This is a genomic window from Streptomyces sp. NPDC055078, from assembly GCF_053607985.1.
The window spans coordinates 1-22,604 of sequence record NZ_JBSGUP010000027.1 but is presented as its reverse complement, the minus strand read 5'-3'; the positions used below and the strand labels follow the sequence as shown (position 1 = coordinate 22,604).

Below are 22,604 nucleotides of genomic sequence, written 5' to 3'. Positions count from 1 at the left end.
CGCAACTTGACCGCAACCATTGACGACCGGCGGTCAGGCTCGCTCTACTTACGGCACTGACCGGAACTCCAATCAGATGGAGGAGCGCCCCATGAGACGCTGGTCCCTCGCGTTGTCCCTTGGTCTGTTACTCGCCCTTCTCGGCATCGCGCCACCCGCCGGCGCCGCCGTCGAACTCCCCGGCGGCAAGAAGAACTACGTGGTGAGCCTCGGCTCGCTCCGCGACAACTCCCGTGACAACTGGACCCGGCTGGGCACGTACACCTTCGACACGACCGGCACGGTCACCGCCCGCACCTACCTCTGGACCCAGAAGGCCCACCCCGCCCGTGACGCCACGGGCACCACCCCCGACCTGTCCTGCTCCACCAACGCGAACAACTCGAAGACCCATGTCCGCCAGTGCCAGACCCTGACGGCCGGCGGCTTCATGGCCGCGCCCGCGGAGACGCGCACGGGCACGTTCACGACGCGCACCGATGCGAGCGGGACGCGACTCGTGCACATCACGTGGCAGATCAGCCAGTCCTGGTCGGAGGAGTGGGCCGTACGGACCACACCGGACGGCACCCTCGCCAAGCTCGACTACCGCTTCAACAGCCTCGCCACCCACGGATACGCGTACGGCAGTAACGCGGCGTTCACCGAGCGCAGATCGATGGGCACGGTGCAGGCGTTCCCCGGCACACTGAAACAGGACATCGCCACGTGGGCGAAGGACCGGGTCGGCACAGGCACCGGACAGACGTTCCAGCACGGACAGTTCCGGATGTGCACGACGGAGACCCACTGCCTGACATACGTCCAGCCGACGTCGGCCGCGGCGTGCCAGAAGACCGGCGGCTGTCCCACCTACGGGGGCGGAACGACGGCGGACGTCACATCGATCCAGTACCACCTGCTGAAGATCTCCAGCTACGACCGGCGGGACTCACTGTGGCACTGGTGCACCTGCCTGGCGATGGAGCGGAACGAGTTCTGCTACACGGGCAACTCACATGTGAAACCGATGATGCAGATCATCGACGACAACGGGAACTTCCACGGCTGGGTGGGCGCGGAGGCGTCGTTCTACCCGTCGTCGGCGGGTGACCCGCGGCACCATGACATGCTGTCGGCCTTCCGGATCACCGACTTCCGCTGATCAGGGTCGCCCCCGGCCGGAGTGCGGCCGGGGGCGGTGTGCTGCGGGCGGGTCCGCGCCCGGACCGGTCGGCCCCTTTCCGGCTTGTCCGACACCCCGCCGCGTCGCGCGTACCCGAGCGCGCGGAGCGGCGTAGGACGACAGATCACCATGACGTCGCGGCGGCCATCGGCGAGCTGAAGCCGGGCCGTCGCGGTGCGGCCATCCGGGCCAGCTTCAGGCCCAGGTGCAGGATCAGGCGGTCGCCGCCGCTGGACAGGTCGAGCCCGGTGATCTGTTCGGTCCGGTCGATGCGGTAATAGAGTGTCGTGCGGTGCAGGTTGAGCCGTTCGGCCGTCGCCTTGATACGGGCGCCGGAGTCGAGGTAGTGCTCCATGGTCCCGGCGAGCACACCGTCCGGGTCGGCGTCGAGCAGGCGGCGCACCGCGGGATCGAGGAGCCGCCGGTCGAGCGCGGCGGGCGCGAGGCCGAGCAGCGTCCGGTAGATCCCGCACTCGCTCCACAGGACGATGTCACCGGTCCCGGCGACCGCGTCGGCCACCCGGCAGGCCATCGCCGCCTGCTCGTAGGAGAGCACCGTCCCCGCGCCGTTCTCCTGCGGGTCGCCGGCGCCGATGACGATATCGCCCGCCGCGGGGTCGGGCAGGGCCGCGCGCAGCGCCTTCTGATACGCCCGGGCGATCGTACGGACATCGCAGTCGGGGCCCGTCTCCGGCTGGACGACCACCAGGATCGTGTGGTCGGACCGGACCAGATGAAGTGCGAGGGCGACCCCCGGGCGCAGGCGCAGCGCCTCCAGCTCGGTGTCGAACGCGGCGGTCAGGCCGGTCAGCGGCGTCGCGACGGCCGCGGGCCGCGCCACCAGGGCCAGCCACCGGTGGCGCGGACCGGCCAGGGTTCCGGCGATGGACAGCGCCGCCTCCTTGCGCAGATCACTGTCGCCGACCAGCAGATCACGGAGCAGCTCCCGCTCCCGTCCGCGCTCGATCTCCCCGAGCAGATGGTCGTGGTGCAGAAGCAGACCGATCTGTTCGGCGACCTCGGCCGCCCGCCGCAGCTCCTCCCCGGCCAGGTCCTCCTCCCAGTCGATGATCCACAGATAGCCGAGCACGATGCCGCCGTTCCGGACCGGGACGCAGACCCGCGCACAGGTCCCCAGCTCGGCATTGGCCGGGACCCGCACCGGCTCGACCGCCTTCGGCACCCCGAGGGACTCGATGAAGGCGAGGATGTCGGGGGATGCCGCGCGATGCATGATCGAGTCGATGCGCGCCTGGTCCACCTGCCCGTAGTGAGGGCTGTAGCACCGCAGATGAAGCCGCTTGTCGTCAATGGCGACCGGGCGGTTCAGCTCACGCGCGAGCTGGTCGGTCAGCCGCTGGATCTCGCTGCTCATGGGGACCTGCCAGGGTCGATGCGGTCCGATCATCGTAGGGCGTGGGCCGTCACTTGTCCGATGTTCGTTTCTGTCTCGCCGTGCCTCGCCGGTGCCATCATTCGTACGCGATCGACATCGCGCATGATCGGTTCCGGTCGTGCGCAGGCGTCCGAGCAGGGAGGAACCCATGTCCGGTGGCAGGAACGGGGAGAACGTGAGGCGTCCGCAGAGCCCGGAGGGCGGGCGCCTGCGACTCGCGGTGGACGTCGGTGGCACCTTCATCGACCTGGTGATGTACGACGAAGGCAGCGGGGAGGTGACCGTCGAGAAACAGCCGTCGTCCAGTGCGGACCGGGCCGATGACTTCCTGGCCGGACTGGAACGGCTTCCGGAGCGCCCGGCCGACATCGACCTGCTGGTCCATGGCACGACGGTCGCGATCAACGCCGTCGTACAGGAGCGCGGCGCGAAGGTCGGGCTGCTCACGACGGCCGGGTTCCGCGACGTACTGGCCATCGGGCGCGGCGGCCGGCCGGAGATCTACAACTTCCGCTATCTGCCGCCCGAGCCGCTCGTTCCCCGGTACCTGCGCCGCGAGGTCGCCGAACGCGTCGCCGTCGACGGCAGCGTCCTGGTGCCCCTCGACCTGTCCGGACTGAGCGACCAGGTCGACACGCTGCTCGCCGAGGGCGTGGAGGCGATCGTGATCAGCTTCCTGCACGCGTACGCCAACCCGCGCCACGAGCTGCTGGCGGCCGAGCGGGTGCGCGCCCACGCCCCCCATCTCCCGGTCACCGTGTCGCACCAGGTGGTCGGGGAGTGGCGGGAGTACGAGCGCACCTCGACGGCCGTGATGAACGGGTACGTCCAGCCGTTGTTCGGCGGCTACCTCGACACCCTGGTGGACCGGCTGCGCGGCGTCGGGTACGCCGAACCGCTGGCGATCATGCAGTCCAACGGCGGCATCGCCGCCGCCGGGCGGGTGTCGCGGCTTCCCGTGCGCACGCTGATGTCGGGCCCGGCCGGCGGGGTGATCGGCGCGCAGGCGCTCTCCCGTGAGCTGGGCATGCCCGACATCATCTGCGCCGACGTCGGCGGCACCACCTACGACGTCGCCCTCATCGAGGGCGGCCGGATCGTCGAGCGCAGCGAGCTGAAGGTGGACGGGCGCGCGGTTCTGATGCCGTCGATCGACATCGTGTCCATCGGCGCCGGAGGCGGTTCGATCGCGAGCGTCGACGACCTCGGCTGCATCCAGGTCGGGCCGGACAGCGCCGGCGCCGACCCGGGGCCCGCGTGCTTCGGCCGCGGCGGTGACCGGCCCACCGTCACCGACTGCCATGTCCTGCTCGGCCGGCTGGACACCGAGCGCTTCTACGGGTCGCGGATGCCGCTGGACGTCGCGGCGGCGGAGCGGGCGGTGCGCGAACACGTCGCCGGACCCGCGGGCCTCGACCCGATCGCCGCGGCGCGCGGGGTCCTGGCCATCGCGGAGAGCAATATGACCCATGCCATCCGCCGGATGACCGTGGAGCGCGGTCTCGACCCCCGGGACTTCGTCCTCCTGTCGTACGGGGGAGGCGGGGGCCTGTTCGCCGCCGGGGTCGCCGGGCACCTCGGCGTCCGCCGCATCGTGGTGCCGCGCGGAGCCGCGAACTTCTCGGCGTGGGGGATGCTCGGCGCGGACTACCGGGAGGACCGGATGCTCACCCGCGTACACGACCTCGACGGGCCCGCGGCACGGCAGCTCACCAAGGACCTCTCGGCCCTGTCGGACGAGGTGACCGCGACGCTGGGGGACTACGGGTTCCGGCCCGGCGCCATCGACCTGGAGTTCCACGTCGACACGCGCTACCGAGGCCAGCATCACGCCGTCACGGTGCCGCTCGACGCGGCCTGGCTGGGGGACGCCGACGCTCTGGTCGAACGCGTCCGGCACCGGTTCCTCGAACTGCACACCCAGCTGTACGGTCACGGCACGGCCGACGCGCCCGTCGAGATCGTCACCGCGCGCACCCGCGGATACGGGCGGGTCAAGCCGGTGGCCTGGGCGCGACCGCCCGCCGGGCGCTCGCCCGACCCGCGCACGACCCGCCCGGTGCGCTTCGCCGAGACGGCCGAGACGGCCGAGGCGCACGCGAGGACACCCGTCTACGACCGTGACGCGATCGCGCCCGGCCGGCGGATCAGCGGCCCCGCCGTGATCGAAGAGTGGAACAACACCGTGATCGTGCCGCCGGGCTGGACAGCGGGCGCCGACGACATGGGCAACCTCGAACTGCTGACGGAGGAGACGGCATGACCGGCGAGCAGCCCACGGTCGACCTGGTCACCGCGGAGATCATCCGCAACGGCCTCGTCGCCGCCGCGCAGGAGATGAACTCCACACTGGTGCGCACCGCGTACAACCCACTGCTGTTCGAGGTGAAGGACTTCGGCATCGCGATCACCTCGGCCCGCGGCGAGCTGTGGGCCGAGGACCCGGGGCAGGCGGTGTTCAGCGGCTGTATGCCGGCGACCATCCGCAACGGCCTGGTCAAGCACGGCCCGGACGGATTCGCCGAGGGCGATGTGCTGATCGTCAACGACCCGTATGTCTCGGGCACGCACATCTCCGACACCTGCATCTACATGCCGGTGTTCCATCGCGGGACGCTGGTGGCGTTCGCCGGAGTGATGGCGCACTGGGCCGACGTCGGCGGGCGCACACCCGGTGGGTGGGACGCCGACTCCACCGAGCTGTACCAGGAGGGCAAGTCGTTCACCTACCAGCGCCTGTACCGGGCGGGCGTGGCGAACGACGACCTGTTCGACTTCATCGCCCACAACGTGCGGTTCGGCGAGGTCGTGCGGGGCGATATCGACGCGCAGATCGCCGCCTGCCGGCAGGGGGTGACGCGGACCCGGGCGCTGTGCGACCGCTACGGCGCCGACGCCGTGGAACGCTGCATGGCGGAGGTGATCGAGCGGACCGCGAAGGCCATGCGCCGCCGGGTCGCCGAACTGCCCGACGGGCGCTACTCCGACAGCGTCGACCTCGACCACGACGGGGTGGACAAGCGGACCCATGTGCACCTCCAGGTGGCCGTCACGGTCCGCGGCGACCGGATCTCGATGTCGTTCGACGGATCGAGCCCGATGGTGACCGGCCCGGTCAACGTCCCGGAGATCGCGACCCGGAGCGCGGCCTGCGCCGCGCTCAAGGGGGTGTTCGCGCCACTTGAGCAGACGAACGAGGGCCATCTCGCCTTCGTGGACTTCGACATCCCGCCCGGCCTGGTGTGCAGCGCCGCGCGGCCGGCGCCCTGCGACTCGTACGGGTATGTGCTGGTCGCGGCGACCGAGGTCATCCAGCTCGCGCTGGTCGACGCGGTCCCGGAGCGGACCCGGGCCGGCGGCTGCCAGCTCACCGGGGCGTTCATCTACCGCCCGGACCCCCGGGACGGGACACCCTTCATCGCCGGGGAGCCGGTGGCGGGTGGGCACGGAGCACATCCCGACGCGGACGGCGCCACCATGCCGTTCTTCGGGAGCGGCGACACCCAGAACCTGCCCGCCGAGGTCGCCGAGACCCGCTACCCGCTGATGTGCGTGCGCTACGCGTTCGATCCGGGCAGCGCCGGGGCGGGCGCGCACCGCGGCGGCTTCGGGCTGCTGCGCGAGTACGAGATGCGCGGCGAAGGGATCTACATCAAGAACGCCCAGGAGAGCAGCCATGATCCGCTCGGCCGAGGGGTGCACGGCGGGCGCTCCGGCCGGCCCAGCTCGCTGGTCGTGCGCCCGGGGACCCCCGACGAGGCCGTCACCCACGACCGGCTCAGCGCGCAGGGGCCGCTGGGCCCCGGCGATGTCGTACGCCTGGTCGCCTCCGGGGGCGGCGGATGGGGGGATCCCCTCGACCGCGATCCCGGCCTGGTCGCCCGGGACGTCCGCGACGAGTTCGTCACGGCCGGGCAGGCCCGCGAGACCTACGGTGTCGTCGTCACCGGTTCGGGCGGCGCCACCGCCCCCGACCCGGCCGCCACCGCCGCGCTGCGGGCACGGTTGCGTACGGCCGCCGACAGTGACGAGGAGGGCTGACCATGCTCGTGCTCAGCCGATCGGCCGTCGAGGAACTGCTGGACCTCGACGCGCTGGTGGACGCGGTGGCCCTCGCGATGGCGGACCTCAGCGCCGGACGCAGCTCCGTGCCCGGCCGCGTGGCGGCGATGGCCCCGGACGGCCGCGGTCTGCTCGCCGCGATGCCCGGGTACGTACCGTCGGCGGACCTGCTGATGGCCAAGGCGGTGACGCTCTTCCCCGGCAACGCCGGCACGGCCCTGCCGACCCACCAGGCCGCCATCGTGGTGTTCGACCCGAACACCGGACGTCCCGACGCGGTCCTCGACGGGACCGCGATCACCGAGGCGCGGACCGCCGCCGGCTCGGCGCTCTCCGCGCGGCTGCTGGCCCGCGAGGACACCGAGGTCCTGGCGATCGTCGGCACCGGACGGCAGGCCAGGTCGCATGCGCGGGCGATGTGCCGGGTGCGGCCGATCCGGCGGATCCGGATCGCCGGCCGCGATCTCCGGAAGTCGGCGGCACTGGCGGCGGACCTCGCCGGGACACTGCCCGCCGACGTAACAGCGGCGCCGTCGGCCCGCGAGGCGGTGGAAGGTGCCGACCTCGTCTGCGTCACGACGGACGCACCCGAGCCGGTGATCCGCCGCTCCTGGCTCCCGCCCGGGGCGCATGTGACCTCCGTGGGCATGAGCCGTGACGGCCGGGAGCTGGACAGCGCCACCGTCGCCGACGCGCTGCTGTGCGTGGAGTCCCGGGGGACCGCCCTGGAGCCCTTCCCGGTGGGCAGCAACGACCTGCTGGTTCCCCTCAGGGAAGGGGCCATCACCGCCGGCCACATCCACGCCGAGATCGGCGAACTGGTCACCGGAGAGCGGACCGGACGTGCCTCGCCCGAACAGCTCACCCTCTACAAGTCGACCGGCTGCGCGGAGCAGGACGCCGCCGCCACCGCGCTGGTCCTCGCCGCCGCCCGGCGGCGCGGGTTCGGCGAGGAGATCCCGTTCTAGCCCCTCGGCACCACACTGATCAGGGAGGAGTCGCCATGACCGCGACCACTGCTGACATTTTCGGACGGCATCCGTTCGGCCTCTCCGCCGACGCCGAGGAACGCGCCGCCCGCCTGCACCGGGAGAGCGTCATCGTCGACCTGCTGTTCCAGGGGCCGTGCGGGCCGGCCGCGTTCACCGACGCGATGGTGGCGGCGGTGCGGGAGCACGCCGACCGGCACGGAATGCTTGAGGCGTGGGTGCTGGCGTTCGGCATGCCGGGCCGCGCCGCCGCCGCGGGCGGGTACCGCGTCTACGAGGACTGCTGGCGTGCCTCGGGCATCACGGCAGGCACCGTCGACCTGGAGGTGGGATCGCCGCAGACGCTGCTGCGCGCCGCCGCGTCGATCACCCAGCGGATCGACAACCTGCCGTGGCTGACCAAGGCCCTGAACTCCGACGACATCCGCCGGGCACACGCCGCGGGGCAGCACGCGCTGATCCTGAACTGCCAGCCGGTCGTACCGATCAGCCGCGATCTCGCCCTGATCGACCACGCCGTGGAGTTCGGGCTGCGCGTCCAGCTCCTGACGTACAACAGCCAGGACCACGTCGGCACCGGGTGCACGGAGGTGGCCGACGCCGGTCTGACCCGGTTCGGGAAGCGTGTGGTCGAGCGGCTCAACGAGCGGGGCGTCGTGGTGGACACCGCGCACAGCAGCCGGCGGACCACCCTCGACGCGTGCGCCGTGTCCACCGCTCCCGTGATCGCGTCGCACACCTCGGCGCGGACCGTGTACGACCACGCCCGAGGCAAGAGCGACGAGGAACTGGACGCCATCGCCGCGACCGGCGGGGTGATCGGGGTGTACGCCATGCCGTTCTGCCTCGGTCCCGGCGAACCGGCCATCGACACGATGCTCGACCACATCGACCACATCGCCGGGCGGGTGGGCGCCGGACATGTCGCGCTCGGCATGGACTGGCCGCTGCCCCTGCCTGCCTGGGCGCTGGAGAACAGCGGCGACGTCCCGGCCGCGATCGGGTTCCGTGCCGAGGACAACATCTCCACCCTCGCCGGCCTCGCGGGTTTCACCGACTACCGGGACATGCCCAATGTCACCCGCGGGCTCGTCGCGCGGGGATACTCCGACGCCGAGATCAAGGGCATCCTCGGGGAGAACTTCCTCCGCGTACTCGACACGGTCCGCGGGTGACCGCCGCGATGGCCGGGACAGCGGACGCCGTCGTCGTCGGCGCCGGCGTCATAGGGGCGTCGATCGCCCACCAACTCGCCCGTGCGGGACGGAAGGTGATCGTCGTCGACAAGGCCGGCGGTGCGGGCGACGGCTCCACGAGCGCGTCGAGCGCCGTGGTCCGGTTCACCTTCTCGACCTGGGCCGGTGTCGCGGTGGCGTGGGAGTCCTGCCACCACTGGGCGAACTGGCGCGACCATCTCCGGGCGGAGCCGGACGAGGACCTCGCGGTCTACCGCAGGACCGGCTTGGTCCAGCTCGACGCGGACACCTATCCACGCTCGGTATTCCTCCCGCACTTCGACCGGGTGGGCGTCCCCTACGAGGAGTGGGACCCCGACACCCTGCGCAGGCGTGTCCCGGGGATCGACGCCGGGCGCTACGGTCCGCCCAAGCGGCTGGACGACGACGCCTTCTGGGCGGACCCGGCCGGTTCGCTCGGCGGTGTGCACACCCCGGACGCCGGGTTCGTCAACGATCCCCGCCTCGCGGCGGCCAACCTCGCCGCCGCCGCACGCCGGGCGGGCGCGTCCGTTCTCCTGCGGCGTACGGTGACCTCTGTCCTGACCCGCGGCGGCCGGGTGACCGGAGTCCTGCTGGACGGGTCCGAGCGCATCGACGCGCCGATCGTGGTCAACGCGGCAGGCCCGTGGTCGCGGCGGCTCAACGAACTGGCGGGCGCGGGCGAGGACTTCGCCGTGGGCGTCCGGCCGCTCCGCCAGGAGGTGCACCACGTCGCGGCACCACCCGGCTACGGCACACCGCACTCACCCGGCATCGCCGTCGCCGACATCGACCTGGGGATCTACGTCCGCCCCGAGTCCGGCGGTGCCATGCTGGTCGGCGGCATCGAACCCCCGTGCGACCCGCTGGAGTGGGTCGACAACCCCGACGAGATCGATGCGAACCCGACCAAGCCGGTCTTCGAGGCGCAGGTGACCCGCGCGGCACGCCGCTTCGGCGAACTGGGCGTGCCTCATCGGCCGCGCGGGGTCGCCGGGGTGTACGACGTCTCCGACGACTGGTCCCCGATCTACGACCGCACCGGCGTCGAGGGCTTCTACGTGGCCATCGGCACCAGCGGAAACCAGTTCAAGAACGCGCCGCTGGTGGGCGCCGTCCTGAGCACGATCATCGAGCACGTCGAGAGAGGGGCGGACCACGACACGACGCCGGCGCGGCTGACCGCCCCGTACAGCGGGCTGACCATCGATCTCGGCGCCTTCTCCCGGCGCCGGACCGTCGATCCCCTGGCCGGGGGAAGCGTGATGGGATGACCGCGCTCCGCGCTCTCCGCGGGCTGCGGTACGGCGTGACCCCATGAACATGTGCGGTGTGCCCCGCGCTGGTGGTACGGGTGGGCGTTCTGCCCAGTGACGTGGCCCTGCGGCGCTGGTTTGCTCCACACATCGGAGGTGAGCCCATGACCCGGATCACGCCGGACGGCATCGAGGCCCCGGCCCCGGTCGCCGTCCTCGGCACCGGCGGGGGAGACGTCGAAGTCCTCGGCCCGCGGCGGGAACGCCCGCTGCGGGAACGCCCGTTGCGGGAACGTGCACTGCGGGAACGTGCACTGCGGGAACGTGCACTGCCGGAACGTCCTCCGCGGGAAGGGGTGTGAGCGCGGTGAGCCGACTGCTTCTGCACGGCGGCAGGGTCTTCGACGGCACCGCGGCGCCCGGCGCGGACATCGTCGTCGAGGACGGCCGGATCGTCGATGTGGGGCCCGGTCTGGACGGTGACACGGGGGTCGACGTCACCGGACTGACCGTCCTGCCGGGATTCATCGACTGCCATGTGCATGTGGTGATGTCGGGCGTGGACCGGCTCAGGATGATGCAGGAGCCGTTCTCCTACCAGTTCTTCGCCGCCGCCGAGAATCTGCGCGCCCTGCTGGACTGCGGGATCACCACCGCCCGGGACGCCGGTGGCGCCGATCTGGGGGTCAAGGCCGCGCTCGCCGCCGGGCTGCTCGACGGGCCGGACCTCGATATCGCCGTGACCGTGCTCGGACAGACCGGCGGGCACACCGACGGATGGCTGCCCAGCGGGGAGTGCCTGCGCCTGCTGACACCCCACCCGGGCCGCCCGGACACCGTGGTCGACGGCCCGCACGACATGCGGGTGCGGGTGCGGGAGCTGGTGCGCGCCGGTGCCGATGTGATCAAGGTCTGTACGACCGGCGGCGTTCTGTCACCCGGTGACGACCCCGGCCACGCCCACTTCGATGACGAGGAACTGAGGGTCTGCGTAGCCGAGGCCGCCCGGGCCGGGCTGCCCGTGATGGCGCACGCGCAGGGCACCACCGGCATCAAGAACGCGATCCGGGCCGGGGTACGCAGCATCGAGCACGGCATCCACCTCGACGAGGAGGCGATCGGCGCCATGCTGGACACGGGCACCTGGCTGGTGCCGACCATGCTGGCGCCGGTCGCGCTCATCGAGCAGATCGATGCCGGCGCCGCCATGCCCGAGGCCGTCGTGCGCAAGGTCCGCGAGGTGGTCGACGCGCATCGCCGTTCCGTACGCCTGGCCGCCGACGCCGGGGTGCCCATCGCCATGGGCACCGACAGCGGCGTCTTCGCCCACGGGGCCAACCTCCGCGAGCTGGAACTGCTGCACTCGGTGGGTATGAACCCCGCCGCCGTGCTCCGCGCCGCCACCTCGTCGGCCGCGGCGCTTCTCGGCCGCGAGGGGGAGATCGGTGCGCTGACCCCGGGCCACCGGGCCGACCTGGTCCTGCTGGCCGGCGACCCGTTCGACTTCACCGACTACCGCTCCCGCGTCCGCGGGGTGCTCCGGCACGGCCGCCTCGTGCGCCGGGCCGGTGTCCGGGCCCACCCCGGAGAGGCGCTCGCACCCACACTGACAAGGGCGGAATGAACGGAGGCGGATCAGCCTCGGGCAGTCGCCCGCCCCGGATCCGCCAGTCGCCCGCCCCGGATCCGCCGCCCGTCCGGCTCACGGCGTATGGCTATGAGGCGGGATCGAGGAGGGAGTCGAACGCGGGCGGCAGGCTCCGCCAGGCGGCTCGCCCTCCCGCGTACTCCGGGTCGGTCAGCAGGCAGGAGTCGAGGAGCTGTTCGAGTCCGTCGCGGTCGAGGCCGGGTGAGGTGAAGACGAGGTGCTGGCAACAGTCCCCGTGCTCGGGATGCCAGTCGAGTGAGGCCGCCACTCGCTGGACCGGGGGGACCGACTCCCAGGCGGCGTCCGGCAGCGACGCCAGCCAGGGGCCGGTGTCCTCCACGCACAGGGCGCCGCCCGCCGCGTCCCAGGCGAGCAGAGTGTCGGGCCGGTCGGCGAGCCAGAACCGGCCGCGGCTGCGGACCGCGGCACGGCACAGATCCTCCAGCGCCCGGTAGAGACGTTCGGGGTGGAAGGGCCGCCGGCGCCGCCAGACGAAGGTGGCGACCCCGGCTTCGTCCGCCTCGTGCGGCAGCAGGGCACAGGCCGGATGCTGGGCATCGGCCGCCGAGTCCACGTCGAAGCCGGCGAAGGCGAGCCGGACGAGTTCGCCCGATCCGGCGGCCACCTGGCGAGCGGTCGGGTGCAGCTGGGCGAGGAGGGCGCGGTCCTCGTCGTCCGCGGCCTCGTTCTCGACGACCGCCAGGACGGGCGCGTACTCCAACTGGCGTGCCCAGGTGTCCGCGACGGTCCGCCGGTCGGTGGCCGCCGCCGCGAGTCCCGCCGCGGCCAGATCGTCCCCGTTGGCGAGGCAGGGCAGGACGAGGGCGGGGTCGACGGCGGTCATCACACCGGTCAGACGGAGACCGTCGCCCCCGTACGCAGCGATGATCTCCGCCATGGCCTTGGGTTCGACCGAGTCCCACAGCTCCACGACGGCGAGCCGGGTCGGTCCTTCGCCGGCCAGCCGGCGCAGCTCGGGCACCAGATCCTCGCGCAGCGCGCAGCACGCGCAGTCGTTGACGAGCGGTGTCTCGCCCCGGGACAGTTCGCCCGACCGGTCGCGCACCAGGCGCCGCACCGTACCGGTGGCCGCGGTGGACAGATCGTGGTGGAGCGCCACGCTCCCGGGGACGGCGGAGAGCAGGCGGGACACGACCTCCGCGCGTGCGTCGGCGTGAAGTCCGCCGACGATGGCGACGGGCAGTGCGCGGCCGGTCTCCATCAACGCGCTCCGCGGCGGCCGTAGCGGCGCTCGAACCGCTCGACGCGTCCGGCGGTGTCCAGGACCCGGGCGGTGCCGGTGTAGAAGGGGTGACTCACGGAGGAGATCTCGACGTCCACGACGGGATAGGTGTTGCCGTCCTCCCACACGACGGACTTCTCGCTCGTCATGGTCGAACGGGTCAGGAAGGCGGAGCCTGCGGCCTTGTCGCGGAAGACGACCGGGCCGTACACGGGGTGGATTCCGGGCTTCATGGCGGTGTTCCTTCGTCCTCGGGGGTCAGCGTTCTTCACGGAAGTCGGTGTGCCGCCGGGCGACGGGGTCGTACTTGCGCAGGATCAGCCGGTCGGGGTCATTGCGGCGGTTCTTGCGGGTGACGTAGGTGTATCCGGTCCCGGCGGTGGACCGGAGCTTGATGATCGGGCGTACTTCGTTGCGGGCCATGCACGCTAGAGTATGGCAATGATTGTCATTATCAAAAAGGAGGGTGATCCCTTGTCCGCCCACTGTCAGCTGACCGGGGCCCGGCCGGGCTTCGGCAACGCCATCTCCCACTCGCACCGGCGCACCTCCCGGCGCTTCGACCCCAACATCCAGCGGAAGCGGTACTGGCTGCCGAGCGAGGGCCGGCAGGTGCGCCTGGTCCTGAGCGCCAGGGCGATCAAGACCATCGACACGATCGGCATCGAGGCCGCCGTTGCCCGTATCCGCGCCCGGGGGGTGAAGGTCTGATGGCCAAGAAGAGCAAGATCGCGAAGAATGAGAAGCGCAAAGCGGTCGTCGAACGCTACGCGGCTCGCCGGGCCGAACTGAAGGAAATCGTCCGGCGGCCCTCCGCCACGGATGCCGAACGTCACGCCGCTCAGGCGGAGCTGCGCGGTCAGCCCCGTGACGCCAGTGCGACCCGGGTCCGCAACCGGGACAGCGTGGACGGCCGGCCCCGCGGCCACCTCAGGAAGTTCGGGCTCTCCCGCGTCCGGATGCGGCAACAGGCGCATGCCGGACTCCTGCCCGGAGTGACCAAGTCGTCCTGGTGACCCGTGCCGCCCCGGGCCGAAACACGCCCTAGGGACGCTTCGGGCGGTAGGTCCGCCCGAAGCTACGGGGACTGTCCTCGTAGATCTCGACCAGCTCCCAGTCGATCCGTTGCCCGCCGGGCACGTCGAAGATGCGGACGCCATCGCCGAGGAACACCGGGGCGACGAAGACCTGCAACTCGTCGATCAGGTCGTGTGCGAGCGCCTGGCGGGCGATGTCGGCACTGATGATCTGCACATCCCGGTCGCCGGCGATCTCCCGAGCGCGACGGATCGCCTCCACGATGTCGCAGTTCAGCGCGACGACGGCCGGGTCGTCGGCGATCTCCTCCGGTCGGTGGGTGAGGATGAACTCGACCCCGGACCACGCGCCGCCGTATGCCTCGGACGTCGTGTCGTCCCGCTCGTCCTGCTGCGCCTTCGCCGCGTCATAGCCGGCCCGGCCGGAGATGATCACTGCGACATCTCCCGCCATTCGCTCCACGGTGCCCTCGGCCAGTGACTCCGCGGCCGACATCCAGCTCATGTCGTGACCCGGTCCGGCGATGAAGCCGTCGATCGAGCACGTGAATCCCCAGGCGACCTTTCCCATGCGTCCTCCTCGGCGGTCGACGTTCCCGTCGACACTCGGTCCGGCTTGCGGAGTGACCATTCTCTGCCACAGCCCGCACCGCCCGGACTCGGCTGCCGGGCCTTCCGGCGCGGCAACGCCCTCCAGAGGAGTGAGGGCCAGACAGGCCCTAAGGTCCTTCCTTCCCTTGGCCGCCGTCGCGGCGCAGTGAGCGGTCCGGCAGGGTCACCACGAGGAAGAGGACCGCGGCGGCGAGCAGGAACACGGCCAGTTGCCGCAGACCGGCGGTGTCGGCGCCGTCGCGGAAGAAGGCCGCGGTGGCGGCGGACGAGATCATCGCCCCGAGGTAGGTGAAGGTGCGCAGCAGCCCGGCCGACGAGGCCATACGCTCCGGATCGGCCTGGTGGTAGACGGCGCTCTGCAGGGCGAGACCGTTGAGGCCCTGGGGCACGCCCATCACCAGGGCGACGGCGAGGAGCAGCCAGATCGGGCTGGCGGAGTGGACGAGCAGCAGCATGGCGCAGGCGGCGAGCTGGGCGAGGGCACCCGCGAGCAGTTTTCCGCGCACACCTCTGCGGCGTCCGGTGAGGGCGGAGACGGTGAGAGCGGTCAGAAAGAGGGGGAGCAGCATGAGGCCGACCGCCGGGGCGGGCAGTCCGTGGCCGGCGGCGAGCCACTGTGCGTAGCCGTAGAGGAATCCATAGCCCACGATCATGGCCAGCAGGTTGCGGAGGTAGGTCGCCAGCAGGGGGATGTTGCCGCCGAGTACCCGCAGATCGATGAAGGGGTGCGCGGTGCGCGGTTCCCGGATCGCCAGGCCCGTCGCCGCGGCGGCGGCGAGCGCGAGCAGGTAGGCGTCCTCGGCCCGGGGACTCATCAGGAACAGCAGCAGGGAGACGAGCGCCGCGGCGAAGAGCGCCATGCCCGGGACATCGAGCCCGGCGGCGGGCCGTGTGCCGCGCGGGGGTTCGCCGGGGGTGTGTTCCGGCGGGGAGGTCCGGGGCAGGCGCAGTGCGCCGAGGATCAGACAGGCGGCGGAGAGCGGGATGTTGAGAGCGAAGGTGGCACGCCAGCCGCCCAGGCCGATCAGCAGGCCGCCGAGTGTGGGGCCGATGACGGCCATGGTCTGGTTGGCGACGGCGAGCGCGGTCAGGACGGCGGCCGGGCTGTCGCGGCCGGTGCGCCGGGCCTCGCTGCCGATGAGGTACATCGCCGCCGGGTAGCCCGCGCAGGTGCCGAGGCCCAGCAGGACGCGTACGCCGATCAGTACACCCAGATTCGGGGCGAGGACACCGAGGAGACCGGCGACGCCGACCAGCCCGGTCCCGGCGAGGAAGAGCCGGCGGGGACCGTGGATGTCGATCAGCCGTCCGACGACGGGCTGTCCGACGGCCGTGGCCAGATAGAGCCCTGACACCAGCCAGGCGGTCCCCGACGGCTGGGCGCTGAACGCCTCACCGATCGGTACGAGCGACACCGCGATGACGGTGGAGTTGACCGGGTTCAGCACCGAACCCAGGACCAGCGGTGCGACCAGCCTGCGGTCGAAGCTCTCCGCCGGACCGGCCGGCGCGGGGTGCGGAGCACGGGCGGAGCCGGCCGGGTGTGTTCTCACGGCGGAGTGAGCCTTTCCAGCAGGGCCATCGCCTCGATGACGGTCCGGCGCTCCTCCTCGGTCAAACGGTCCTCAAGGACGCGGGCCAGCCATTCCTCGCCCGCGCGCTGTTTGTGGTCGAAGAACTCGCGGCCCGCGCCGGTCAGGGAGACCAGCAGCCGGCGGCCGTCGCCGGGGTCGGGGCTGCGCCGGATGAGACCGCGTTCGTCCAGCGCTGCGACATTGGCCGCCATCGACTGTGGCCGGACGCGCTCGGCCGCCGCCAGATCACTGGTGGAGGCGGGGCCGTCCTTGCCCAGTCTGCTCACCACGGCGATCTGCGAGGGAGTGAGTTCGCGTGTGTCGTACGACTCCCTGAGCCGCCGGCGCAGGCGGCTGAACAGCACCTGGACTTCCCGCGCGGCACGGACGGCGGACGCGGACACGTCCTTGGTGGTTTCTGCCATGCCCCCACGCTAAATCCTTCAGTCCAGACTGTCCAGTTCGAACTGAAGAAATTCGGCGTGTGTGTACGGTGCACGACACCACTCGGCGGTCGGCCCGGAGCGGCCGGGCGGGACGGTGTACCCGTATCGAGTGCGGGGACGGAACCGCAGCTCGGCGGCCCCGAGGGGGCGAACGGCCGCGAGGTGTCCCCGCCCGCCGCACTCCGGGGGCGGGCCTCCGGAACGGCTGCGGAGCCGGCTCGAACAGGAGAGCCGGGGGGTTGACGCGGAATTAACAATCTGCGTATACCTGTCGGGCAGTTGTAACAAGCAGTGAATGTGCCCCGCCCCTCACGGCGCCGGGACACGCGGTGGATAGGAGTTCCACATGCTTGATCTGAACACGGACTGGGAAGACCTGCCGAGCCGCCTGGAACTGCACCGGACGCGCGGCGTCCGGGAGATGGACGCTCCGCCGCCGCCCGGCGTCCAGCCGCGCTGGGACATTCCGGAGCTGGTGGTGGTGACCGCCGCGGTGTCCGGACGGACCCTGCGCGAAGCAGAGGAGGGTGCTCCGGTCTATACCGCCGATGTCGACGGGTTCGTCGGTGCCGCTGTCGAGTCGATCGACGCGGGCGCGTGCGGCATCCATGTCGACTTCGGCGGAATCGACGCCATCGAACACTCGGGTCTCTCCGTCCCCGCCATCTACTCGGAGATCATCTCCTCGATCGACGCCCGTACCGGCCGCGACTGGGTGCGCGACGCCAATATCCTGCGCGGCCGGAACTTCGCCGAGAACCTCTTCCCGGTCTCCTCGGGCCTCGCCGAGACCGCACCCATGGCTCCGAGCCACCCGGAGGAGTGGACGGAGGCCGTCTCCCGTGTCGTGACCGACCGAGGCGGCCGGGTGTTCTTCTCCATCCACTCGGCGGCCGAGGTGGATCTCGCCCACAGGCTGGTCCTCAGCAAGGGCATCCTGCCGGGCCCGACCTGCTGGATCGTGCTGATCGGCTACCCCTACACCGCCGCAAGCCATCGTCTGGCGACCTATCTCGCCCACCCCAGGGCCATGGTCTCCGAACTCGTCCAGATCGTGGACCGTATCCGCGAGATCGACCCGGACGCCTTCATCCAGGTCTGCGCCGCCGGACGGGCGGGCCACTACCTCGCGACCACCGCGATGCTCCTCGGGCTCCATGTGCGCGTCGGCACCGAGGACACCGTGTACCGCTACCCGCACCGCGACGAACTGCTGAGCGGCAGTGCGGAGATGGTGGAGCGGGTCAAGGTCACCGCCGGGGCGCTCGGCAGACGCCTGGCGACAGCGGCCGAGTTCCGCGAACTGATCGGCATGAAGCCGAGGTCCGAGCACGCGGCCGGCCCACCCGCAGCCGCCGGGTCCCGCCCCCGATGAGTGGCCGCCGCCGTATCCAACCGGTCTCCCGACCGGCACCCCGAGAGGAGCTACGACTGTGGCTGGACCGCTGACCGGAATCCGGGTCCTGGAAAACGCCAACTTCATCAGCGGCCCCTACGCGGGCATGCTGCTCGCCGATCAGGGCGCGGAGGTGATCAAGGTCGAGATGCCCGGCTCCGGCGATCCGTTCCGCAGATGGAGCGGGCGGGGCGAGGAGATCCTGCCGCAGTTCGCCGCGTTCAACCGGGGCAAGCGGAGTGTGACGATCAACCTCAAGCACGAGGCCGGGCGCGACGCCTATCTGCTCCTCGCCGAGCAGGCCGATGTCGTCCTGGAGAACTTCCGTCCCGGGTGGCTCGACGGTCTCGGCCTCGGCTACGCGGAGGTGAGCCGCCGCAACCCGCGCGCCGTCTACTGCTCCCTCTCCGGCATGGGCACGGTGGGCCCCTACCGGGACCGGCCGACGTACGACGCGATCGCCCAGGCCGTCAGCGGACTGTGGAGCCAGATCAGCGAACGCGCCGACCCCCGGCCGATCGGCCCGGCGCTCTCCGACCAGATCACCGGCATGACCACGGCGTACGGAATCCTCGGCGCCCTGGTCGAGCGCGGGATCTCCGGCCGGGGCCAGCGGCTGGAGACCTCCATGCTCGCGGCGAGCCTCGCGTTCATGGCACACCCCGTCGCCGAGTACACGATGACCGGGGAGATCAGCGGTCCCGCCACCCGGCCGCGCCGCTCGCAGACGTACGCGCTCACCGGCTCCGACGGGAAGCCGTTCGGTATCCATCTGTCCTCGCCGCCCAAGTTCTGGCAAAGCCTCACCCGGGCGATCGGCCGTCCGGAGCTGGCGGACGACCCGCGGTTCATCACCAAGAACGACCGGATCGAGCACTACGACGAACTGCACACGATCCTCGCCGAGGCGGTCGCCGCGAAACCCCGGGACGCCTGGCTCGCCGTACTGGAGGAGTACGACGTCCCGGTCGCGCCCATCCACGACGTCGCCGAGGCACTGGCCGACCCCCAGGTGCGGGCCATCGGCATGACCGAGACCTTCGGTGCCGGTGAACAGGCGCTCGACCTCGTCGGTTTTCCCGTCCGGTACGAGCGGACCGCCAGCGAGGCGGCCCTGCCGCCGCCCCGGGTCGGCGAGCACACCGATCCCGTGCTCGCCGAGGCCGGCTACGGCCCCGAGGAGATCCGGGCCCTCCGCGACGCGGGCGCCATCTGATCCGGCACATCCCCGCAGCGCCCCTCCCACCAGACAAGGAACCCACCGTATGGAGCTCAAGGGCATCGACTTCCACGTCCACCTCCGCGACAAGGAGACCGTCGAAGCGCTGGGCGCACGAGCCCACCAGCAGGCACGGTACTTCGGCCAGGAACTCAGGACGGTGAGCGTCGACGAACTCGCCGACGAGTACCGGGCGCGCGGCATGCGGGCCGTCCTCATGAACAGCAGCGATGTCACCACCTCCGGTGTCCCGCCGGTACCGAACGACCACATCGCCGAAGTGGTGCGCCGGCACCCCGACGTCTTCATCGGCTTCGGCGCCGTCGATCCCTGGCAGGGCCGGGTGGCCCAGGACGAGATCCGCCGCTGTGCCGAGGAGCTGGGGCTGGCCGGGATCGGGGAACTCAACCCGGGACGGCAGAAGTTCTATCCGAACGACCGCCGCTTCTATCCCCTGTGGGAGGAGGCGTCGGCCCAGCGGCTCGTCGTGCTGTTCCACAGCGGGTTCATGGCCTCCGGCGCCGGGACCCCGGGCGGCATGGGCTACAAACTCGACGCCGGGCGGCCGATTCCCTATCTGGACGACATCGCCGCGGACTTCCCCGAGCTGACCATCGTCGGCGCCCACCCGTCCTGGCCCTGGTCCGAGGAGAACCTGGCGGTCGCCCGGCACAAGAGCAACTTCTATATCGACCTCTCCGGCTGGGCACCCAAGTACTTCCCGGAGTCGCTGGTGCGCCATCTCAATTCGATCCTCCAGGACAAGTGTCTCTTCGGATCCGACTGGCCCGCGCTCACCCCGGAGCGCTGGACCGCCGAGTTCGACGAACTCGGCATCAAGCCCGAGGTGCGCCAGAAGGTCATGCTCGACAACGCCCGCCGCGTCCTGCGGCTGCCCTGAGGTCCGCGCTCCCATGCCGCCGGGCACCCGTGCCGCCGCGCTCCCCATGCCGCCGGGCACCCGTGTTCCGGCGTGGCGCGAACGCGGCCCGGCCGCCGCAGCGGCATCGTCCGCATGCTTTGCGAACCGGGGGGTTGACATGGTCTTAACAGGCTGATGTTATCTGAATAGGAAATGTAACAATAGTCTGTTCGGGTTCTCGCTTCCCATCCGTGCGGCGCCGCCGGTCCATTGCCGGGCGCTTTCCTCCAGGGGGGCGGCAGACGGCCCCGGAGAAAATACGGCACCGGGGCGACCGCCCACCGGACGGTGCATACCGGACCTCATGTCATCAGCGGCGGCGCCGCCAAGAACAAACAATTCTCGTTGAGCCCGGTGAACGGGCGGGAAAGGTCACAACACATGGACGACCGATTTCTTGTCGAGACCTACGCCGAGTGGGCCGCGGACGAAGGAGTGCCGATTCATCAGGGCTTCGGCTTCGACCTTCTCTCGGTCGACGTCAAGCCGTGGGCGCGGTTCGGAGACCGCGCGAGCGGGGCGATCGTGCACCTCGACGGACGGGGCGACTGGCTCAACGCGTATGTCCTCGACATCCCCGCGGGTGCGGGCACCGACCGGCAGCGCCATATGTACGAGGAGATCGTCTACGTCCTCGCGGGGCGCGGCACCACCGAGATCGAGACCAGGGACGGGCAGAAGCACTCCTTCGAATGGGGTGAGGGCAGCCTGTTCGCCCTCCCGGTGAATGCCGCCTACCGGCACCACAACCTGAGCGGACAGCGGTCGGCGCGGCTGGTCGGCGTCACCACACTGCCCCTGGTCATCAACCTCTTCCACGACAACGCGTTCGTGTTCGACAACGACTTCCGGTTCGAGCGGGTCAGCGGCGACGACGCCTACCAGGGGCGCGGAGAACTGGTGGAGCGAAGGCCGGGACGCCACCAGTGGAACACCAACTTCGTCCCCCGAGTCCAGGAACTGGAGCTGAAGGAGTGGGCGGAGCGCGGCCCCGGCAGCTCCAACGTCCATCTGTCGATGGCCGACGGGACGACCCACGCGCATGTCTCCGAGATGCCCCCCGGCGCGTACAAGAAGGGCCACCGGCACGGCCCCGACTTCCATATCTTCCCGATGTCGGGAAGCGGATACTCGCTCTTCTGGTACGAGGGCGACGAGGAATTCAAGCGCTTCGACTGGGGGCACGGAAGTGTCTACGCACCGGCCGACCAGATGTTCCACCAGCATTTCAACACCAGCCCAGGACCCTCCCGCTATCTGGCCATCGCATTCGGCAGCATCCGCTACCCGGTGACCCATGAGCGGAAGGCCCATTTCGACGAGGTCGACAAGAGTGTCCAGAAGGGCGGACTCCAGATCGACTTCGCCAACGAGGATCCGCGCATTCTGCGGATGTTCGCCGAAGAACTCAAGGAACGCGACATCCCCCTCGCCCCCGATTTCGCACGCCGGTTCGCACAGCTGTCCAAGAGCCCACGTTCCGGTGAGATCTAGGAATGGAATCGCCATGGAGAGACGAGTTCTCCTGCGGATCGCCGGCGTATCGGCGCTCACCGCTGCCACCGGGGCGTCGGGATACGCGGCGGGAGCGATGACCTCCGACGAGGACCAGGACGTCACCGCGAGTGCCCCACGCGCGAAAGCCGCGGCCGGGCCCGCCGAGCCCGAGGCACTGGGCGGCAAGCCCGTCGCGGTCGCCGGGACCGCGCGCGGACGGGTCTTCCTCATGGACTCGATGCTCGATGTCGCGCACCAGAAGGTCACCCCCGACGATGTCGTGGTCGGCGCTTCCTTCTGCGGCGTCTCGACCGTCAACCGGGCCATGAGCAAAGGCGTACGGGCCGTCATCGCGCACGACGCCGGAGTGGGCCGGGAGCGGGCCGGCATCGGCGGGCTGGCCTTCGGCGACCGCTACGGTCTGCCGGTCGCCGCGGTGGAGACGATGAGCGCCGCGCTCTCCAACGGCCGCACGATGGCGGACGGCGTCATCGGCTACGCCAACACCCTGGCCCGCAAGCTCGGCGTGCGCCCCGGCCAGAACGCCGTCGACGCCGCGGAACTGCTCCTCACGGCGCCCCGCGGGCGGGCCAGGAACGGCCGGGTCGACCTCGACGAGAAGGTCTACGAGATGGAGCGGACCGCCGGTGGCGGACGCGTCATCGCCGTCTCCACCCTGGTCACCCTGCCCCGGGACGGGGACTACTCCCGCGATGTCGTCGCCCTCGGCAATCACGCGGGTTCGGTCATCATCCCGCTCCTCAAACAGTGGCGGGTCAAGGGCTGGATCGCGAACGACGCCGGTATGGGGAAGTACCACTCCGGTGTCGGCGGGGTGCCGCTCTGCGACTCGCTGAGGATCCCGGCCGCCGCCGTCTCGACGATGTCGGCCAGCATCGGCAGCGGCAGGAGCACCTATGAGAAC

The 22,604-nt window shown here is 71.0% G+C and carries 22 protein-coding genes; 15 read left to right on the top strand and 7 right to left on the bottom strand.

The features are described from left to right. The first annotated feature begins 91 nt into the window (after nucleotides 1–91). Nucleotides 92–1,144, top strand: a complete 1,053-nt coding sequence (locus ACWF94_RS04465; RefSeq protein ID WP_453484583.1) for a hypothetical protein — start codon at nucleotides 92–94, stop codon at nucleotides 1,142–1,144. Nucleotides 1,145–1,289: 145 nt separating this feature from the next. Here the strand turns inward: ACWF94_RS04465 and ACWF94_RS04460 are convergent, their stop codons facing one another. Continuing rightward, on the bottom strand, nucleotides 1,290–2,540 hold the full coding sequence (locus tag ACWF94_RS04460; RefSeq protein WP_453484581.1) for a PucR family transcriptional regulator: 1,251 nt from the start codon (nucleotides 2,538–2,540) through the stop codon (nucleotides 1,290–1,292). 169 nt (nucleotides 2,541–2,709) lie between these two features. Here ACWF94_RS04460 and ACWF94_RS04455 point away from each other — a divergent pair, with 169 nt between their 5' ends. The 7 genes from ACWF94_RS04455 (at nucleotide 2,710) to ACWF94_RS04425 (ending at nucleotide 11,709) form a co-directional block, all read left to right on the top strand. Further along, complete coding sequence (locus ACWF94_RS04455) at nucleotides 2,710–4,824, top strand: hydantoinase/oxoprolinase family protein (RefSeq protein WP_453484579.1); 2,115 nt, start codon at nucleotides 2,710–2,712, stop codon at nucleotides 4,822–4,824. Next, complete coding sequence (locus ACWF94_RS04450; RefSeq protein ID WP_453484577.1) at nucleotides 4,821–6,602, top strand: hydantoinase B/oxoprolinase family protein; 1,782 nt, start codon at nucleotides 4,821–4,823, stop codon at nucleotides 6,600–6,602. Before ACWF94_RS04455 ends, ACWF94_RS04450 begins: the two co-directional genes overlap by 4 nt. A 2-nt stretch (nucleotides 6,603–6,604) precedes the next feature. Next, nucleotides 6,605–7,591 (top strand): ornithine cyclodeaminase family protein, encoded by a 987-nt coding sequence (locus ACWF94_RS04445; RefSeq protein ID WP_453484575.1) that lies wholly within the window; start codon nucleotides 6,605–6,607, stop codon nucleotides 7,589–7,591. 35 nt (nucleotides 7,592–7,626) lie between these two features. Continuing rightward, nucleotides 7,627–8,787: a dipeptidase gene (locus ACWF94_RS04440; RefSeq protein ID WP_453484574.1), complete on the top strand. Its 1,161-nt coding sequence runs from the start codon at nucleotides 7,627–7,629 to the stop codon at nucleotides 8,785–8,787. Next, on the top strand, nucleotides 8,784–10,103 hold the full coding sequence (locus ACWF94_RS04435; RefSeq protein WP_453484572.1) for an NAD(P)/FAD-dependent oxidoreductase: 1,320 nt from the start codon (nucleotides 8,784–8,786) through the stop codon (nucleotides 10,101–10,103). Before ACWF94_RS04440 ends, ACWF94_RS04435 begins: the two co-directional genes overlap by 4 nt. Nucleotides 10,104–10,249: 146 nt before the next feature. After that, nucleotides 10,250–10,447 (top strand): hypothetical protein, encoded by a 198-nt coding sequence (locus tag ACWF94_RS04430; RefSeq protein WP_453484571.1) that lies wholly within the window; start codon nucleotides 10,250–10,252, stop codon nucleotides 10,445–10,447. Between the two features lie 5 nt (nucleotides 10,448–10,452). After that, entirely contained in the window at nucleotides 10,453–11,709 is a 1,257-nt protein-coding gene (locus tag ACWF94_RS04425; protein ID WP_453484569.1) for an amidohydrolase family protein, read from the top strand. Nucleotides 11,710–11,800: 91 nt separating this feature from the next. On the opposite strand, the gene ACWF94_RS04420 is transcribed toward ACWF94_RS04425, so the two are convergent. The 3 genes from ACWF94_RS04420 to rpmG are packed head-to-tail and all read right to left on the bottom strand — an operon-like array spanning nucleotide 11,801 to nucleotide 13,399. Then, on the bottom strand, nucleotides 11,801–12,955 hold the full coding sequence (locus tag ACWF94_RS04420) for a CobW family GTP-binding protein (RefSeq protein WP_453484567.1): 1,155 nt from the start codon (nucleotides 12,953–12,955) through the stop codon (nucleotides 11,801–11,803). After that, nucleotides 12,955–13,209 carry a type B 50S ribosomal protein L31 gene (locus tag ACWF94_RS04415; RefSeq protein ID WP_453484566.1) on the bottom strand — a complete coding sequence of 85 codons (255 nt, stop codon included), beginning with the start codon at nucleotides 13,207–13,209 and terminating at the stop codon, nucleotides 12,955–12,957. Before ACWF94_RS04415 ends, ACWF94_RS04420 begins: the two co-directional genes overlap by 1 nt. Before the next feature lie 25 nt (nucleotides 13,210–13,234). Next, a complete protein-coding gene (rpmG, locus tag ACWF94_RS04410; RefSeq protein ID WP_453484564.1) occupies nucleotides 13,235–13,399 on the bottom strand; it encodes a 50S ribosomal protein L33 in 165 nt (54 codons plus the stop codon). 51 nt (nucleotides 13,400–13,450) lie between these two features. Between rpmG and rpmB the strand changes: the two genes are divergently transcribed. Both rpmB and rpsN read left to right on the top strand, forming a co-directional pair. Beyond that, nucleotides 13,451–13,687, top strand: coding sequence for a 50S ribosomal protein L28 (gene rpmB / locus ACWF94_RS04405; protein WP_453484563.1), 237 nt, complete (start codon nucleotides 13,451–13,453; stop codon nucleotides 13,685–13,687). Continuing rightward, on the top strand, nucleotides 13,687–13,992 hold the full coding sequence (gene rpsN, locus ACWF94_RS04400) for a 30S ribosomal protein S14 (RefSeq protein WP_453484561.1): 306 nt from the start codon (nucleotides 13,687–13,689) through the stop codon (nucleotides 13,990–13,992). Before rpmB ends, rpsN begins: the two co-directional genes overlap by 1 nt. Nucleotides 13,993–14,020: 28 nt before the next feature. On the opposite strand, the gene ACWF94_RS04395 is transcribed toward rpsN, so the two are convergent. The 3 genes from ACWF94_RS04395 to ACWF94_RS04385 form a co-directional block, all read right to left on the bottom strand. Further along, entirely contained in the window at nucleotides 14,021–14,584 is a 564-nt protein-coding gene (locus ACWF94_RS04395; protein WP_453484559.1) for a dihydrofolate reductase family protein, read from the bottom strand. Between the two features lie 148 nt (nucleotides 14,585–14,732). Beyond that, a complete protein-coding gene (locus ACWF94_RS04390) occupies nucleotides 14,733–16,178 on the bottom strand; it encodes an MFS transporter (protein WP_453484557.1) in 1,446 nt (481 codons plus the stop codon). Then, nucleotides 16,175–16,624, bottom strand: coding sequence for a MarR family winged helix-turn-helix transcriptional regulator (locus tag ACWF94_RS04385; protein ID WP_453484555.1), 450 nt, complete (start codon nucleotides 16,622–16,624; stop codon nucleotides 16,175–16,177). Before ACWF94_RS04385 ends, ACWF94_RS04390 begins: the two co-directional genes overlap by 4 nt. Before the next feature lie 367 nt (nucleotides 16,625–16,991). Here ACWF94_RS04385 and ACWF94_RS04380 point away from each other — a divergent pair, with 367 nt between their 5' ends. The 5 genes from ACWF94_RS04380 to ACWF94_RS04360 form a co-directional block, all read left to right on the top strand. Beyond that, nucleotides 16,992–18,020, top strand: a complete 1,029-nt coding sequence (locus tag ACWF94_RS04380) for a 3-keto-5-aminohexanoate cleavage protein (RefSeq protein ID WP_453484554.1) — start codon at nucleotides 16,992–16,994, stop codon at nucleotides 18,018–18,020. 58 nt (nucleotides 18,021–18,078) lie between these two features. Beyond that, entirely contained in the window at nucleotides 18,079–19,257 is a 1,179-nt protein-coding gene (locus ACWF94_RS04375; RefSeq protein WP_453484553.1) for a CaiB/BaiF CoA transferase family protein, read from the top strand. 49 nt (nucleotides 19,258–19,306) lie between these two features. Further along, nucleotides 19,307–20,161: an amidohydrolase family protein gene (locus ACWF94_RS04370; protein WP_453484551.1), complete on the top strand. Its 855-nt coding sequence runs from the start codon at nucleotides 19,307–19,309 to the stop codon at nucleotides 20,159–20,161. Between the two features lie 402 nt (nucleotides 20,162–20,563). Continuing rightward, entirely contained in the window at nucleotides 20,564–21,676 is a 1,113-nt protein-coding gene (locus ACWF94_RS04365) for an ethanolamine ammonia lyase-activating protein (protein ID WP_453484550.1), read from the top strand. A 13-nt stretch (nucleotides 21,677–21,689) separates the two neighbouring features. Continuing rightward, a partial coding sequence (locus ACWF94_RS04360) for a hypothetical protein (RefSeq protein ID WP_453484548.1) occupies nucleotides 21,690–22,604 on the top strand: 915 nt, incomplete at its 3' end.

Coding starts and splice junctions, on each gene's coding strand:
- ACWF94_RS04465 (WP_453484583.1), top strand. CDS start 92: ATGAGACGCTGGTCCCTCGCGTTGTCCCTTGGTCTGTTACTCGCCCTT.
- ACWF94_RS04460 (WP_453484581.1), bottom strand. CDS start 2,540: ATGAGCAGCGAGATCCAGCGGCTGACCGACCAGCTCGCGCGTGAGCTG.
- ACWF94_RS04455 (WP_453484579.1), top strand. CDS start 2,710: ATGTCCGGTGGCAGGAACGGGGAGAACGTGAGGCGTCCGCAGAGCCCG.
- ACWF94_RS04450 (WP_453484577.1), top strand. CDS start 4,821: ATGACCGGCGAGCAGCCCACGGTCGACCTGGTCACCGCGGAGATCATC.
- ACWF94_RS04445 (WP_453484575.1), top strand. CDS start 6,605: ATGCTCGTGCTCAGCCGATCGGCCGTCGAGGAACTGCTGGACCTCGAC.
- ACWF94_RS04440 (WP_453484574.1), top strand. CDS start 7,627: ATGACCGCGACCACTGCTGACATTTTCGGACGGCATCCGTTCGGCCTC.
- ACWF94_RS04430 (WP_453484571.1), top strand. CDS start 10,250: ATGACCCGGATCACGCCGGACGGCATCGAGGCCCCGGCCCCGGTCGCC.
- ACWF94_RS04420 (WP_453484567.1), bottom strand. CDS start 12,955: ATGGAGACCGGCCGCGCACTGCCCGTCGCCATCGTCGGCGGACTTCAC.
- ACWF94_RS04415 (WP_453484566.1), bottom strand. CDS start 13,209: ATGAAGCCCGGAATCCACCCCGTGTACGGCCCGGTCGTCTTCCGCGAC.
- rpmG (WP_453484564.1), bottom strand. CDS start 13,399: ATGGCCCGCAACGAAGTACGCCCGATCATCAAGCTCCGGTCCACCGCC.
- rpsN (WP_453484561.1), top strand. CDS start 13,687: ATGGCCAAGAAGAGCAAGATCGCGAAGAATGAGAAGCGCAAAGCGGTC.
- ACWF94_RS04395 (WP_453484559.1), bottom strand. CDS start 14,584: ATGGGAAAGGTCGCCTGGGGATTCACGTGCTCGATCGACGGCTTCATC.
- ACWF94_RS04385 (WP_453484555.1), bottom strand. CDS start 16,624: ATGGCAGAAACCACCAAGGACGTGTCCGCGTCCGCCGTCCGTGCCGCG.
- ACWF94_RS04380 (WP_453484554.1), top strand. CDS start 16,992: ATGCTTGATCTGAACACGGACTGGGAAGACCTGCCGAGCCGCCTGGAA.
- ACWF94_RS04370 (WP_453484551.1), top strand. CDS start 19,307: ATGGAGCTCAAGGGCATCGACTTCCACGTCCACCTCCGCGACAAGGAG.
- ACWF94_RS04365 (WP_453484550.1), top strand. CDS start 20,564: ATGGACGACCGATTTCTTGTCGAGACCTACGCCGAGTGGGCCGCGGAC.